The sequence below is a fragment of the Paraburkholderia strydomiana genome, from assembly GCF_046030495.1.
GTDB lineage: Bacteria > Pseudomonadota > Gammaproteobacteria > Burkholderiales > Burkholderiaceae > Paraburkholderia > Paraburkholderia strydomiana_A.
Genome location: NZ_JAQQCJ010000007.1, coordinates 227,610 through 240,561 on the forward strand (window position 1 = coordinate 227,610; position 12,952 = coordinate 240,561).

Consider the following 12,952-nt stretch of genomic DNA (forward strand, 5'->3'; position numbering starts at 1 on the left):
GAATCATGTCATCGCTGAGCAGCCCGCACCGGTACGTATCACGAGAATCGCGAACGGCCCCGTTTGCACCTGTCCCGGAAAGCACGCCGCTTTACGACACACAAAGCGCGCGAACCACCCGTCAATCTGCGGGCCGATGCGGCAAACGGCTGTCCGCCGACGCTTTTTCGCACACTTCGCCGCCGTCAGCACAAACCGCCCCGCTCCGGTATGATCGGCACGCTTGAGGACCGCGCATGGGCCGGTCCGTCGACCCGCCGCTCTCATGTCCATTTCCGACGCTTCCACCCCCGCTTCCGCCGACCGGTCGTTGCGCGGCCTGCTGTTTCTGCTCGCCACCATCGCCGGTGTCTCGGTCGCGAACATCTATTACAACCAGCCGCTGCTCGACAACTTCCGCCAGTCGTTTCCGGGCAGCGCGTCGTGGGTCGGCACGGTGCCCGCTGTCACCCAGCTCGGCTATGCAGCCGGCATGCTGCTGCTCGCACCGCTCGGCGATCGCTTCGACCGCCGCCGCCTGATCCTGCTGCAGATCGCCGCCATGTGCGTCGCGCTGGTCGTGGCGGCGGCCGCGCCGACGCTCGCGGTGTTGATCGTCGCGAGTCTGGCGATCGGCGTGCTCTCCACGATCGCGCAGCAGGCGGTGCCGTTCGCGGCCGAACTCGCGCCGCCGGCCGAACGCGGCCACGCGGTCGGCACGGTGATGAGCGGCCTGCTGCTGGGCATCCTGCTCGCGCGGACCGCCTCGGGTCTGATCGCCGAGTATTTCGGCTGGCGCGCGGTGTTCGGCGCATCCGTGGTCGCCCTGCTGGCGCTCGCGGTCGTGATCATCCTGCGCCTGCCGAAGAGCCAGCCGACCTCGACGCTGCCCTACGGCAAGCTGCTGGTGTCGATGTGGCATCTGCTGGTCGAGCATCGCGCGCTGCGTGAAGCGTCGCTGACCGGCGCGGCGCTGTTCGCGGCATTCAGCATTTTCTGGTCGGTGCTGGCATTGCTGCTGGCAGGCGCGCCGTTTCATCTCGGGCCGCAGGCGGCGGGGCTGTTCGGGATCGTCGGCGCGGCGGGGGCGATGGCCGCGCCGCTCGCCGGCAAGTTCGCCGACCGGCGCGGACCGCGCGCGATCGTCACCGTGTCGATCGTGCTGGTGGCGCTCGCGTTCGTCGTGTTCGGCGCGTCCGGCAAGAGTATCGCCGGGCTGGTGGTGGGCGTGATCGTGCTCGACATTGGCGTGCAGGCCGCGCAGATTTCCAATCAATCGCGCATTTACGCGCTGAAACCCGAGGCACGCAGCCGCGTGAATACGGTGTACATGGTCGCGTATTTCATCGGCGGAGCGCTCGGCTCGGGCGTCGGCGCGGTGGTCTGGCCGGCCTTTGGGTGGCTCGGCGTCAGCGTGGCGGGGATCGTCTTCGCGGGGCTGGCGGCGTGGAATCATTTGCGGCTGCCGTCGCGCGGGGCATTAGGCTGAGTGGCCGGCGCACGGGCTGAGGGCGCACTTGCGTCACGCTCGACCCGCGTTCCTGCAAGGCTGATTAGCGCTCGGCTTGTGCTCGTCTTGCCTTGTGCTCGTCTTGCCTTGTGCTCGTCTTGCCTTGTGCTCGTCTTGCCTTGTGCTCGTCTTGCCTTGTGCTCGTCTTGCCTTGTGCTCGGCTCGCGCTTGTCTCAGAGCGCTTGTCTCAGAGCGCTTGTCTCAGAGCGCTTGTCTCAGAGCGCTTGCCTCAGAGCGCTTGCCTCACAGCGCTCATCTCGCATCTGGTTCGCGCTGCTCTCACGCTCAGTGCCAGTTCGCGTTTGCTTCGCGTCTGCGCATCCGCTTTAGCCCGCACCGACTCCTCTTCCACACGGCGCACTCACCCGCCGCTTCGCGCCGACGCATACTCGTGCAGCGCGTCGATCACACGATCGAACTCGAACGATTTGTCGTAGAAGTGGCGCACGCCGTACTGCTCGCAGCGCTCCCGATAGGCGGGCAACGCATGATTGGTCAGCACGGCTGCGAACATCGAGTCGATCAGCCCTTCGCGCTGCAAATAGGCCAGTACCGGCGCGCCCGAGCCCTCCCGCAACTGCAGGTCGACGATGACCGCATCGAAGGCTTCGTCGCTGAGCAGCGCAATCGCCTGATCGGCGGAATCGGCATACGCGGCCACTTGCAGCAAACCCGAGGCGTCGATCGCCTCCACGAGGCTGCGACGGATCAGCGGCGAATCCTCGATCAGCAGCACGCGCAACGGAGCGGGACGGGTTTGCTCGGCAACTCGGTTCGATTCGCTGTTCATCAGGGTATCTCGATCGTCCATTATTCGATCAAGCCGTTCTTGATCGCGTAATAAGTCAGATCGGCATTGTTCGCCAACCGCATCTTCTCCAGCACGCGCGCGCGGTACGTGCTCACCGTCTTCACGGACAGATGCAGTTCCTCCGCGATCTCGGTGGGAATCTGCCCGGCCGCGAGCTTGCAGAAGATCTGGAACTCACGCTCGGACAGCGCTTCATGCGGCCGCCCCGCGGCCGGCTTGTCGAGATTGTCGGCGAGCGTGTCGGCCACCGCCTCCGACAGATAACGATGCCCGCGCGCCACCGCGCGAATCGCCCGCACGATTTCGTCGGGCTCGCAGTCCTTGTTCAGATAACCGTTCGCGCCCGCGCGCAGCAGGTTGATCGCATATTGACTCTCGGGGTAGCCCGACAGGATCAGCACGCCCTGTTCGGGACGCACCTGCCTGATCACGCGCAACGTGTCGATGCCGTTCTTGTCCGGCATCGCGATGTCGAGCAGCACCACGTCGAATGCCTGCTCCCGCACGAGGCTGATGGTTTCGTCGCCGGTGGCGGCTTCGGCCGCGACGCACATATCCGGCTCGTCGGCGACGAACTGCCTGAAGCCACCTCGGACGATCGCATGGTCGTCGGCTATCAACACTCGAATCATCGGTCTGGTGTCCCCGCGATGGAATCGCTCCAAAGCAGACATTGTAATGACCTCCGGCACGGGCTCAGCCGGAGGTCCACGAAACGAAAGACGCCTGCGACGCGGCACACCTTCGGACTCGCCCGCGCGCGCCGCGCCGCCCGCACTGCCTCGTGCGTTTTCCTTATTCCCGGCCCGCGAGCAGGTCCGCCATATCGTCGGCATGCTCTTCTTCGACGGCGAGAATGTCTTCGAACAGACGCCGCGTCGTCACGTCCTTCTCGCCGAGATAGCGGATGATCTCGCGGTACGTGTCGATCGCGATGCGCTCGGCGATCAGATTCTCCTTGATCATGTCCGTGAGGTTCCCGCCTTCCTTGTACTCGGAGTGCGCGCGCGTCTTCAAACCGTCCGGCGCGAAGTCCGGCTCGCCGCCCAGCTGCACGATGCGCTCGGCGATGCTGTCCGCGTGGCCCTGCTCTTCGGCCGCATGTGCGGCGAATTCCGCCGCCACGGCTTCCGAATTGATGCCCTTGGCCATGAAGTGATGCCGCTTATAGCGCAGCACACAGACGATTTCGGTGGCCAGCGCGTCGTTGAGCAGCTTCAGCACCGTCTTCAGATCCGCGCCATAGGTCTGCGTGACCGCGCCGTCCGACATGTGCTTGCGCGCATCCTCGCGGATCTTCTTGACGTCCATCACAAAGGTGTCGCCAGATTGGTTCGCCATCGAAATTCTCCTTTCTGCGGTATTGGGGGAAACCGCGCATCCCGCACGAATCGCGCCTGATGCGCCGGTAGAGATCAAGACTACGCGTTGGTGCGCGCAGGTCTATGTTCGGAATACGCCGAGCAGCAACGTGACCACGAACACGACCAGAAAAATATAGAACAGAATCTTCGCAATTTCGGCCGCGCCTGCCGCGATGCCGGTAAAACCGAACACGGCGGCAATGATCGCAATCACGAAAAAGACAACGGCATAGTGAAGCATGGCGACTCTCCTTTTCTGTGGGTATCGACGGATATCGACCGATACTGACTGGCATCGGCCTGACGCGAGCCGCTCCGCGCTACCGGAGAAATGGCACGCAACCGGCTCGCCGCAGCGGCGCTAATCGATGATTTTCTTCGTCACCACGAAGCCCAGCACAAGGAACACCACGCACAGAATGACGAACACGACGAACAGGAACTTCGCGATCGCCGCCGCGCCGGCCGCGATGCCGGTAAAGCCGAGAAGCCCCGCGATCACCGCGATGACGGCGAAGAACAACGCCCACTTCAACATGATGGCTTCCTCCGGAAACAGTGAATGAACGATCAGGTCCATCCTATCGATCCGCAGGGCCGCGCGCATTCCGGCGCACGCCGGTTTTCGTGTGAGAATCCGCTTACATGGGATTACGGCGGCGTTACGCCGGGGGATGCGCGGTGAAGGCCCCGGACGCCGCGGACGTTACACTGATGGCCCATCCGAGGAGCCGAATGTGCCAGATGTTCAGAACCTGTCGAGCGCGCCAGCGTTAGCCGGCCAAGGCGCAGCAGCGCGACTCGCCGACTGGATGCGTGCCCGCAGCTGGGCGATTGCGATGACGGTGGCGATCGTCATCACGGTGGGCGGGCTCGTGATTCTCGAAACGGCGCGCCAACGCATCACCGCCGAATACGAAACCGCGCTCGAAGCGCGCGATGTCACCGTGCAACTGAGCACACTCGCGAGTCAGCTATCGCGCCTGTCCGCCGAGCAGAACCATTTTCTTCTGACGAAGGAAGACGCGTCCGCCCACGCTTTCTGTTCGACCGCGGCACGTATTCGTCAGAGCACGCAGCAACTTGACCGCTTCTACCGCGGCGGCCGCGCGGACAGCGCCGAACTCGCCAGCTTCACGCAGATTCTCGCGCTGATCGAAGCGCGCATCGGCGCGGGCGCCGCCGCGTTGCAACACGCGGCGGCGCAGCCACTCAATCTCGGCGCATGCGGCAGCGCGAGCGACGTCAATCCCGCCGACGCCTCGCTGATCGACAGCACCCTCACGCTGCTGCGCGACAACGAGGAGCGCCGCGCGCAGCACGCGCTCGCCGCGAGCCGCGCCGATCAGCGGATCTCGACACTGTGCGCGGCGGGCCTGTCGGCGCTGAACATCGTGCTGTTCATCCTCCTGTTCCGCAATCTCGGGATCCAGATCGACCGGCAGGCACGCGTGCAGCGTCAGTTGATCACGCAGCAGGAAGGACTCGACCAGCTCGTCGCTGAACGCACACGTCAGCTCGAAGCGCTCGGCTGGCACTTGCAGGCGGTCAGCGAAAACGAAAAGACCCAGCTCGCGCGCGAACTGCACGACGAACTCGGCGCGATCCTGACGGCCAGCAAGATGGACGTCGCGTGGGCCAACCGCAAGCTGAAGGACAGCGCGCCCGACATCTCCGAAAAACTCACGCGCGCGCTCGCCAATCTCGACCAGGGCATCGCGTTGAAGCGGCGCATCATCGAGGACATGCGGCCCACGGTCCTGGCGAACTTCGGGCTCGTCACCGCGCTGCGCACGCTCGCCGACGAAGCCGCGCAGCGCAACAACTGGACGCTCGAACTGCACCTGCCCGCCGACGACATCCAGCTCGACGAGCAGACCGAGATCGCGCTCTTTCGCGTCGCGCAGGAATCGCTGACGAATGCCGCGAAGTACGCGAGGGCCTCGAAGGTGTCGATCGCGTTGCAGGTCGGCGACGGCCAGGTGGCGCTGCATATCGCCGACAACGGCGTCGGCATCCAGCCGGCCGATCTGAAGCGCACCCATACGCATGGGCTGCTCGGCATGCGTCAGCGAGTCGCCGCGCGTGGCGGGCACTTCGAGATCCGGCGCGGCGTGCCGAACGGCACCGACATCGACGTGGCGATGCCGAGCGTCAGCACCGCGACGCCGTCGGTCGATCTGCCGCCGGCGACGCCTTCGCGAACGCCCGTCTAGCGAGGCGGCGCGGCAACCGCCGAGCCGCGTTGTAGGAGTGCGCCGACGCAAACACCGGAGCACGCCTACAACAAAATCGCAGCGTAACTGACAGCGCCGCCCCCGCCCTTTTTTTACCATGCAGTCAGACCGGATCGACTGGCGTAAGCCCCGGTCGGACGATAGCTAGCGCGTGCCACGCACCATCGGCACGTCAATCGACGCATTCTCGACAAGGAGAACTTCCATGGCTCGACTGATCGCTTTGTTTCTCATTGCTGGCTCGGTGGCCGCGCTCTCCGGCTGCAACACGGTGGCCGGCGCGGGCGAGGATATTTCGAAGGGCGGCAACGCCATCTCGAACTCGGCGGAAAAAGCCAAGTAAGCCGGCTATGTGCGAGTAGCTGAAGGGCCGGCGCTTTTGTGGCGCCGGGTCATGCAGAGATTCGACAGCCCGTCACGGGGAACCGTGGCGGGCTTTTTTTGTGGGTACTTTAGCGGGTCTTTAGTTGGGCTCTTGCCAGACTCTCTTGCCCGGGTTCTTGCGTGAACCTGAATCGCGTTCTTGCGTGAAGCGCGTGCACCGGTCCTTCCGCGCGCTTTCCGGGAACGTAGCTGCTGGCAGCAAATACGTAGTCATCCGTATCAACACGCACAAACAAAACGGCGACCCACTCGCGTGGATCGCCGCTCCGTCCTCCCCAGGACGTGTCGTCTATGGCCTTCGCCTGTCGCGTCGGGCTAACTCACCCGCTTATTCACCCGTCAGCGTATTCGACAACTCGATGCTCGGCGTGCTGGTGTTGCCGTTCTGCGCGATCAGCAAATGGATCTGCCCCGGCACCAGCTGGCTCAGCGTGCCGCCGATCGGCACCGACGTCACCAGCCAGTCGGCATTGTTCGACAGCGTGAACGATGGCGACTGGAAGATCGGCGTCTTGCTGCCGGCCGCGGTCGCGATCAGCACGTACTGCCCGCCGGACACGTAGATCGAATCCTGCCCGCTCGCCGGCACTGCGTTCTTGAATGCGACACCCGCCATCGTCGGCGAAACGGTGGTGATGTCGGTAGCGCTGGACTGGACCAGATACAGATCGAGGTTGGTCGCGTTCGCCGATGCATTGAAGCCGCGCACCCGCGCGCTATTGGACAGCAGCCCCTTGTCGAACGGATCGTCGATCAGGCCGATATCCGGCGCGGCGAGTCCCGGCAGCGCCAGCACGGTGTATTCGTGGCCCTTCGCGACGTTCGGGAAGTTGCCGCTCGCGAGCGCGGTCGTCGTGCCGGTCGCCGCATAGCCGACGTTGGTGGAACCCGTGTTGATATTGGTGAAGTTCGTCACGCCTTTGTACGCGACGTTCGTTTGTCCGGAAGGTGCGCTGCCGTTCACGAGGAAGTCGACGGCCGGGCCGCTCGGAATCGCGTGAATGAAGTGGATCTGCGGATTGGTCAGGCCGAGTTCCTTGCCGACGTCGTCGGACCCGCCGCCGCATGCGCTCAGAACAGATGCAACCGCAACAACGGCCGCCATGGTTCGGATCATTTTCATTGTGTTCACCTATATCGATGTGGGCTCTCGACCCATTGATCTACGGGCGTTCCGCTTCGGACACCGCACCGCCGGACACCGCGTTCATCATTTGTTTGAACGGTCCCAGGCGGCTCTCCGAAGCAGCCCCCTCCCTATCCCTGCTGCACATCACGCCTGTTTCTCCAGACGGCGCGGTCCGTGTCGATGGACGATCGCTTCGAGCAATGCGTGTGCCGGGGGTGGCCCGATGGCTGAGAGCGACTGATAAATGGCTTACGGAGCAATGGGTTGCGAGGATTAGAATTTTTCCTCGGCGGGCTGGCCCGGTGCGCGGTGTATCGTTCGGGCGCACCCAAAACTTACACGCCACCTCACCATGTCTTACCAGCACTTACTCGCCGAACTCGACCTCGGGTTCACCCGCTTGCGCAACCGCGTGGTGATGGGTTCGATGCACACCGGCATGGAGGACCGCTTCTGGAATTACCCGAAGCTGGCCGCGTATTTCCGCGAACGCGCGAAAGGCGGAGTGGGCCTGATCGTCACCGGGGGCATCTCGCCGAATCGCGCGGGCTGGCTGTTGCCGTTCGGCGGCACGCTGAATTCCGTGTTCGATCTGCGCAATCATCGGCTGCTGACCGAGGCCGTGCATGCCGAGGGCGGCAAGATCGCGCTGCAGATCCTGCATGCGGGCCGCTATGGCTATCACCCCTTCGTGGTGTCCGCTTCCGCGCTCAAGTCGCCGATCTCGAAGTTCAAGCCGCGCGCGCTCACCCTCGCCGGCATTGCGAAGACCGTGCGCGACTATGCGCGTTGCGCGCGGCTCGCCCAGCGCGCCGGCTATGACGGCGTCGAGATCATGGGCAGCGAAGGCTATCTGCTCAACCAGTTCCTGTGCCCCCGCACCAATCGACGCACCGACCGCTACGGCGGCAGCATCGAGAACCGCATGCGGCTCGCGCGCGAGATCGTCGAGCGGGTGCGCGCGGTGTGCGGCGCGCGCTTCATCGTCGTGTACCGGCTCTCGCTGATCGATCTGGTGGAAGGCGGCAATACCTGGGACGAAACCGTGCAGGTCGCAAGAGCCCTCGAAGCGGCCGGCGTGACGCTGTTCAACACCGGCATCGGCTGGCACGAGGCGCGCGTGCCGACCATCGTGACCTCGGTGCCGCGTGCGGCGTTCGCCGAGTTGAGCGGACGTTTGAAGCGCGCCGTCAACGTGCCGGTGATCGTGTCGAACCGCATCAATACGCCCGAGGTCGCCGAGGCCTTGCTCGCCGAAGGCGCCGGCGATCTGGTGTCGATGGCGCGCCCCCTGCTCGCCGATCCCGACTTCGTGGTGAAGACCGCCGAGGGCCGCACGCACGAAATCAACACCTGTATCGCGTGCAATCAGGCCTGCCTCGATCACACGTTCAAAAATCAGCGCGCGAGCTGTCTCGTGAATCCGCGTGCGGGACGCGAAACCGAACTGGTCTACCGGCCGCTGACGGACCCGCGCGCCGCGCGTTCGATCGCAGTGGTCGGCGCGGGTCCGGCGGGTTTGTCGGCGGCGACGGTGGCGGCCTCTCGCGGGCATCGTGTGACGCTGTTCGATGCGAGCGCGACGCTCGGCGGCCAGTTCAATCTGGCGATGCGTGTGCCGGGCAAGGAAGAGTTCAGCGAGACGATCCGCTATTTTCAGAGCCAGCTGCAGCGGCATCGGGTGGACGTGCGGCTCGGCACGCGCGTCGATGCCGCGCTGCTCGCCGCGTGCACTTACGACGACGTGATCATCGCCACCGGCATCGTGCCGCGCAAGCCGACGATTGCCGGTATCGATGGGCCCAACGTGCTGTCCTATGTCGACGTGCTGCGCGGCGCGCCGGCGGGTCGCCGCGTCGCGGTGATCGGCGCGGGCGGCATCGGTTTCGACATCAGCGAGTTCCTGCTGCATCGCACGGGCGAGCCGCTGCCAATGCCGCGCGATGCGTGGCTCGACGAATGGGGCGTCGATCTCGCGGTACGGGAGCGCGGCGGTCTGAAGCCGCCGGCCCCGGCGCGAGCGCCGCGTGAGATCTGGTTGTTGCAGCGCAAGGCCGGCAAGCTCGGCATGGGGCTCGGCAAGACGTCAGGCTGGGTGCATCGCGCGACGCTGGCGAGGAACGGCGTGAAGATGCTCGGCGGCGTGTCGTATCTCGAGATCGGCGAGCGCGGGTTGAAGATTGCGCGCGATGGCGTCGAAGAGTGGCTGGAGGTGGAGACGGTCGTCGTCTGCGCGGGGCAGGAATCGCTGCGCGATCTGTTACCCCCGACGCTTGCTGCGGCAGGTCGTCCGCGCTATCACGTGATTGGCGGCGCGAAGGTGGCGAGCGAACTGGATGCGAAACGCGCGATCCGCGAAGGGGCTGAGGTGGCGGCGGCGCTTTGAAGCGGGGGGTTGTTTTTTGGCCGCTCCAGACGCGCCGCTACCAACCCCACCCCAGGGCGAACGTCAAGCCAGCCCCTTCTTCCTGTAATCGAACCAGAAAGACAAGCCCACGCTGGCCAGAATCACAACGGTCGCGATCACCGTCGAGCGCGTGACCGGCTCGCCCAGCAGCAACGCGCCGAGCGCGACCGCCACCACCGGATTCACGTACATGCAGCTGCTCGCAATGATCGGGCTCGTGTGGCGAATCAGAAAACCATACGCGACGTACGCGGCCATCGTCCCGATCAGCATCAGGTAGATGAATGCCAGCAACGGCAGGACATGCATGTCGAGCATGCGTTCGCCGGAGACCCAGGCGACCAGTGTCGACATCGCGCCGCCCAGCCCGATCTGCAGCGCGGTCGACAGAAACAGGTCCGACGGCAGCTTCAGACGCCCGGCCAGATGCGCGCCGACCGCCCAGAACAGCGCGCCGCACAGGATCGCCAGACTGCCGCCCGCCGAACCCGGCGTGCTGTCGCCGTGACTCAGAATCGCGATGCCGACCAGCCCCAGGCCGACCGCGAACCACTCGCCGCGGCCGATCTTGCGGCCCGCGACGGCGGCGATCACCGTCGCGAAGAGCGGCACGGTCGCGACCATCACGGCCGCCGTGCCGGTGCCGACAGTGCGCATCCCGTAGGCGAGCATGCCACTCGACAAACCCACCAGCATCGTGCCGACGAGTCCGGCATTGCGGATTTCGGCGGCGCTCGGCCAGACCGGTTTTCGGCGCACCGCGAAGACGAACAGGCCTATGCCGGCAAACAGGTTGCGCAGCCCGGAGAGCAGCAGTGGCGGAAACGAACCGAGGGCGACGTGCACGGCGAGATACGTCGAGCCCCACACGAGATACACGACGGCAAGGGCGAGCGCGATCTGGCCGCCGTGCGACTGCGGCAGGCGGATCGGCAGACCGCGCGAAAAGAAACTGGAGCGTTGCAGCGACATGCGTTCAACCCGCCCATGCCGCTCGAGGTATTGCGCCCCCGCTGAAAACCCGCTGACGGGATGGCGGACACCGCATCGAAGACGCGGTCTGACGGGCGAGGCTGGCGGACATGTCGGTGGAACGGAAAGGCGATAGATGACCAAAGGGGCCACAACGCCGCGGCCTGCGAAAGAAATCGGGCCGGGGCGAACACGCGCCAAGGCTGCGGCGCGCATCGCATTATGCAGTAAGCGCCCACCGCGCCGAACGAAAGAATCGTAACTTTTTGGTGTACTTGCAACACAAAACCGGGGACGTATCCCCGGTGTTTTCAGCGTGTGCAGCAGTGGGACATTTCTCTCGCCATCACCTGAAATCCGCGCACGCGAGTTCGTGAAGTCACTGGTAGCTCACGACCACCGTCACGCGCGTATCGGTGCGCGCATCCTTCGGCGACAACGACAACACGCCGCCGTCGCGGCCGACCTGGTAGTGACCGTTGCGGGCCGGGGCGATTCGCCCGCCGCTATCGACGAAACGCGCCGCCACGAGGTCGCGCGCCGGCACGCCGTCGTTCACCTGCAACGCGACATCCGCGCCGCCCGTCACGCCCGGCGGCGCTTTGAACGTCAGCGTGAGCGCGGAGCCGGCCTGCGCGGTCTGCACGCCCGCCACTCCGCCGCGCGCGCCATCAGCCGCGCTACCTTCCGTTATCTGCAGCTGCGGCGCCACGATCGCACCCACGAACGACACCCTGCCGCCCTCGGAAGCCGACGTCATCAATGGCGCCGCCAGCAGCGTCATTGCCCCCGCCACTGCACCGAGCGTCCGTGCCCGCGATGTTTTGGTTTTCATGCGCACTCTCCCGTGAGCCGACTCGATTCGTTTCGTATCACTGATGCCGTCCGGCGCGATGTCACCGCACCGGGCAGCCGCCTTTGCCGCAGACCCAATGAACAACAGCAGTTCACACACCCCGACAGAACCATTAACGACATTTTTACGATGAGCTTGAATGCATCCCAGGTGCCACCGCGCCGCCCGTTGCCCGAGCACCAGGCCGACGCGGATCGAATCAGGCGACACTCGGCCGCGTGCTAACATGGACCTTTCTATCGCGCTGCTTTCCGTTTTCAGGCAACGCCTTCACCCTCTTCTCTTTCGACACCTGCCGGCTACCTCGATGCGCTTCCCGACTTCCCGTGCCCTCACCCGCTTGCGCCCCCGCCGCGCAACCGGTGAGGCGCGCGCGGACTTCGCGCCGCGTCCGGCCGGTGAGCCGTCCCGAACGCTCCCGCTCCTCGCCGCCCGGCTCCCGATCTAACGCTGCTTGCTCCACTGTTCAGGCCGCGTCGTCCCCAAGGGGACTTTCTTCGGGCGCCGGGCTGAACGCTTACGCACGCCGTTCTCTTTTATGCAGATCGAATTGGAGTACCCGTCATGAAAAAGACGAAACCCTGTTATCTGACCGAACTCGATGTCGCCCGCCTCGAGAAGCACGCCTCCGCGCCCGGTGCCAACGCAAAACTGCAGGACATGCTCGACGACGTCCTCGAACGCGCCGTGATCGTCGACTCGCGCGAAATTCCGGCCAACGTGGTGACGATGAATTCGCAAGCCACCCTGACCGACGAAGCCAGCGGCGAGCAGATGACCTGGACCGTCGTCTATCCGCCCAACGCGGACTTCGCGCAAGGCCGCCTGAACGTGTTCTCGCCGGCCGGCCTCGCGTTGCTCGGCGCGAAGCGCGGCGAGCGCATCCGTTTCACGCCGCCGAGCGGCACGGAGAAAGTGCTGAAGCTCGACAAGATCCTGTACCAGCCCGAAGCCGCCGACAATTTCTCGCTCTGATCTTGCTGCAATTCAAGCACGCGGCAGCTCGCCCGCCAGCCCGTCACCACCAGCATAGGACACGGCGGTCCGCGCCCCAATGCGCGGTTCGGTTCAACCGGACGGGTTGCCAAGCAGCGGGTGGCCGGTGTATCGTGTGCGCTGCTAACGCGGGGGTCCTGCGTCGCATGGAGCTTGGAGGTCCGTGCCGCGCGGGTGAGAAATACCCTTTGAACCTGATCTGGATAATGCCAGCGCAGGGAAGCGTACGGATTTCGCACTCCAGCTCCATCGCCTCACCTCTCGCGCGATTTCCGACTACTTCCATCTCGTCTCCTGCTTAGCGGCC

General features: G+C 65.0%; 13 protein-coding genes and 1 riboswitch. Of the genes, 5 read left to right on the forward strand and 8 right to left on the reverse strand.

The genetic code is table 11. The annotated features are described in order from the left end of the window. Positions 1-265: 265 nt before the first annotated feature. On the forward strand, positions 266-1,468 hold the full coding sequence (locus tag PQQ53_RS12270; RefSeq protein WP_408156948.1) for an MFS transporter: 1,203 nt from the start codon (positions 266-268) through the stop codon (positions 1,466-1,468). A gap of 382 nt (positions 1,469-1,850) precedes the next feature. On the opposite strand, the gene PQQ53_RS12275 is transcribed toward PQQ53_RS12270, so the two are convergent. The 5 genes from PQQ53_RS12275 to PQQ53_RS12295 all read right to left on the reverse strand — a co-directional run bounded on the left by PQQ53_RS12275 (position 1,851) and on the right by PQQ53_RS12295 (position 4,202). Beyond that, entirely contained in the window at positions 1,851-2,279 is a 429-nt protein-coding gene (locus tag PQQ53_RS12275) for a response regulator (RefSeq protein ID WP_408156950.1), read from the reverse strand. 20 nt (positions 2,280-2,299) lie between these two features. Then, the gene (locus PQQ53_RS12280; protein WP_408148263.1) at positions 2,300-2,932 is read right to left on the reverse strand and encodes a response regulator; all 633 of its coding nucleotides are present in this window, start codon (positions 2,930-2,932) and stop codon (positions 2,300-2,302) included. Positions 2,933-3,095: 163 nt separating this feature from the next. Then, positions 3,096-3,641, reverse strand: a complete 546-nt coding sequence (locus tag PQQ53_RS12285; protein ID WP_408148261.1) for a ferritin-like domain-containing protein — start codon at positions 3,639-3,641, stop codon at positions 3,096-3,098. Positions 3,642-3,743: 102 nt separating this feature from the next. Then, positions 3,744-3,905 carry a DUF1328 domain-containing protein gene (locus PQQ53_RS12290; protein WP_075643714.1) on the reverse strand — a complete coding sequence of 54 codons (162 nt, stop codon included), beginning with the start codon at positions 3,903-3,905 and terminating at the stop codon, positions 3,744-3,746. 120 nt (positions 3,906-4,025) lie between these two features. Beyond that, the gene (locus PQQ53_RS12295; RefSeq protein WP_408148328.1) at positions 4,026-4,202 is read right to left on the reverse strand and encodes a DUF1328 domain-containing protein; all 177 of its coding nucleotides are present in this window, start codon (positions 4,200-4,202) and stop codon (positions 4,026-4,028) included. A 40-nt stretch (positions 4,203-4,242) separates the two neighbouring features. On the opposite strand from PQQ53_RS12295, the gene PQQ53_RS12300 reads away from it, so the two are divergent. Together PQQ53_RS12300 and PQQ53_RS12305 are read left to right on the forward strand one after the other, a co-directional pair. Beyond that, positions 4,243-5,880, forward strand: coding sequence for a sensor histidine kinase (locus PQQ53_RS12300; protein ID WP_408157007.1), 1,638 nt, complete (start codon positions 4,243-4,245; stop codon positions 5,878-5,880). Positions 5,881-6,106: 226 nt separating this feature from the next. Next, on the forward strand, positions 6,107-6,244 hold the full coding sequence (locus PQQ53_RS12305) for an entericidin A/B family lipoprotein (RefSeq protein ID WP_121317209.1): 138 nt from the start codon (positions 6,107-6,109) through the stop codon (positions 6,242-6,244). Between the two features lie 369 nt (positions 6,245-6,613). Here the strand turns inward: PQQ53_RS12305 and PQQ53_RS12310 are convergent, their stop codons facing one another. Further along, the gene (locus PQQ53_RS12310; RefSeq protein WP_408148259.1) at positions 6,614-7,408 is read right to left on the reverse strand and encodes a DUF4397 domain-containing protein; all 795 of its coding nucleotides are present in this window, start codon (positions 7,406-7,408) and stop codon (positions 6,614-6,616) included. 358 nt (positions 7,409-7,766) lie between these two features. Between PQQ53_RS12310 and PQQ53_RS12315 the strand changes: the two genes are divergently transcribed. Continuing rightward, positions 7,767-9,800, forward strand: a complete 2,034-nt coding sequence (locus tag PQQ53_RS12315; RefSeq protein ID WP_408324242.1) for an oxidoreductase — start codon at positions 7,767-7,769, stop codon at positions 9,798-9,800. Positions 9,801-9,863: 63 nt separating this feature from the next. Here PQQ53_RS12315 and PQQ53_RS12320 read toward each other — a convergent pair whose 3' ends face one another. Further along, positions 9,864-10,793, reverse strand: a complete 930-nt coding sequence (locus PQQ53_RS12320; protein ID WP_408148255.1) for an EamA family transporter — start codon at positions 10,791-10,793, stop codon at positions 9,864-9,866. Between the two features lie 379 nt (positions 10,794-11,172). Next, the gene (locus PQQ53_RS12325) at positions 11,173-11,628 is read right to left on the reverse strand and encodes a hypothetical protein (RefSeq protein ID WP_408148253.1); all 456 of its coding nucleotides are present in this window, start codon (positions 11,626-11,628) and stop codon (positions 11,173-11,175) included. A 585-nt stretch (positions 11,629-12,213) separates the two neighbouring features. Here PQQ53_RS12325 and PQQ53_RS12330 point away from each other — a divergent pair. Next, positions 12,214-12,624, forward strand: a complete 411-nt coding sequence (locus tag PQQ53_RS12330; RefSeq protein WP_408148251.1) for a GreA/GreB family elongation factor — start codon at positions 12,214-12,216, stop codon at positions 12,622-12,624. A 141-nt stretch (positions 12,625-12,765) separates the two neighbouring features. Next, positions 12,766-12,884, forward strand: a riboswitch (TPP riboswitch). The last annotated feature ends 68 nt before the right edge of the window (positions 12,885-12,952 follow it).

What these genes read in the sequence shown, in the direction of transcription:
- PQQ53_RS12270 (WP_408156948.1), top strand. Translation starts at nt 266, where the DNA reads ATGTCCATTTCCGACGCTTCCACCCCCGCTTCCGCCGACCGGTCGTTG.
- PQQ53_RS12275 (WP_408156950.1), bottom strand. Translation starts at nt 2,279, where the DNA reads ATGAACAGCGAATCGAACCGAGTTGCCGAGCAAACCCGTCCCGCTCCG.
- PQQ53_RS12280 (WP_408148263.1), bottom strand. Translation starts at nt 2,932, where the DNA reads ATGATTCGAGTGTTGATAGCCGACGACCATGCGATCGTCCGAGGTGGC.
- PQQ53_RS12285 (WP_408148261.1), bottom strand. Translation starts at nt 3,641, where the DNA reads ATGGCGAACCAATCTGGCGACACCTTTGTGATGGACGTCAAGAAGATC.
- PQQ53_RS12290 (WP_075643714.1), bottom strand. Translation starts at nt 3,905, where the DNA reads ATGCTTCACTATGCCGTTGTCTTTTTCGTGATTGCGATCATTGCCGCC.
- PQQ53_RS12295 (WP_408148328.1), bottom strand. Translation starts at nt 4,202, where the DNA reads ATGTTGAAGTGGGCGTTGTTCTTCGCCGTCATCGCGGTGATCGCGGGG.
- PQQ53_RS12305 (WP_121317209.1), top strand. Translation starts at nt 6,107, where the DNA reads ATGGCTCGACTGATCGCTTTGTTTCTCATTGCTGGCTCGGTGGCCGCG.
- PQQ53_RS12310 (WP_408148259.1), bottom strand. Translation starts at nt 7,408, where the DNA reads ATGAAAATGATCCGAACCATGGCGGCCGTTGTTGCGGTTGCATCTGTT.
- PQQ53_RS12315 (WP_408324242.1), top strand. Translation starts at nt 7,767, where the DNA reads ATGTCTTACCAGCACTTACTCGCCGAACTCGACCTCGGGTTCACCCGC.
- PQQ53_RS12320 (WP_408148255.1), bottom strand. Translation starts at nt 10,793, where the DNA reads ATGTCGCTGCAACGCTCCAGTTTCTTTTCGCGCGGTCTGCCGATCCGC.
- PQQ53_RS12325 (WP_408148253.1), bottom strand. Translation starts at nt 11,628, where the DNA reads ATGAAAACCAAAACATCGCGGGCACGGACGCTCGGTGCAGTGGCGGGG.
- PQQ53_RS12330 (WP_408148251.1), top strand. Translation starts at nt 12,214, where the DNA reads ATGAAAAAGACGAAACCCTGTTATCTGACCGAACTCGATGTCGCCCGC.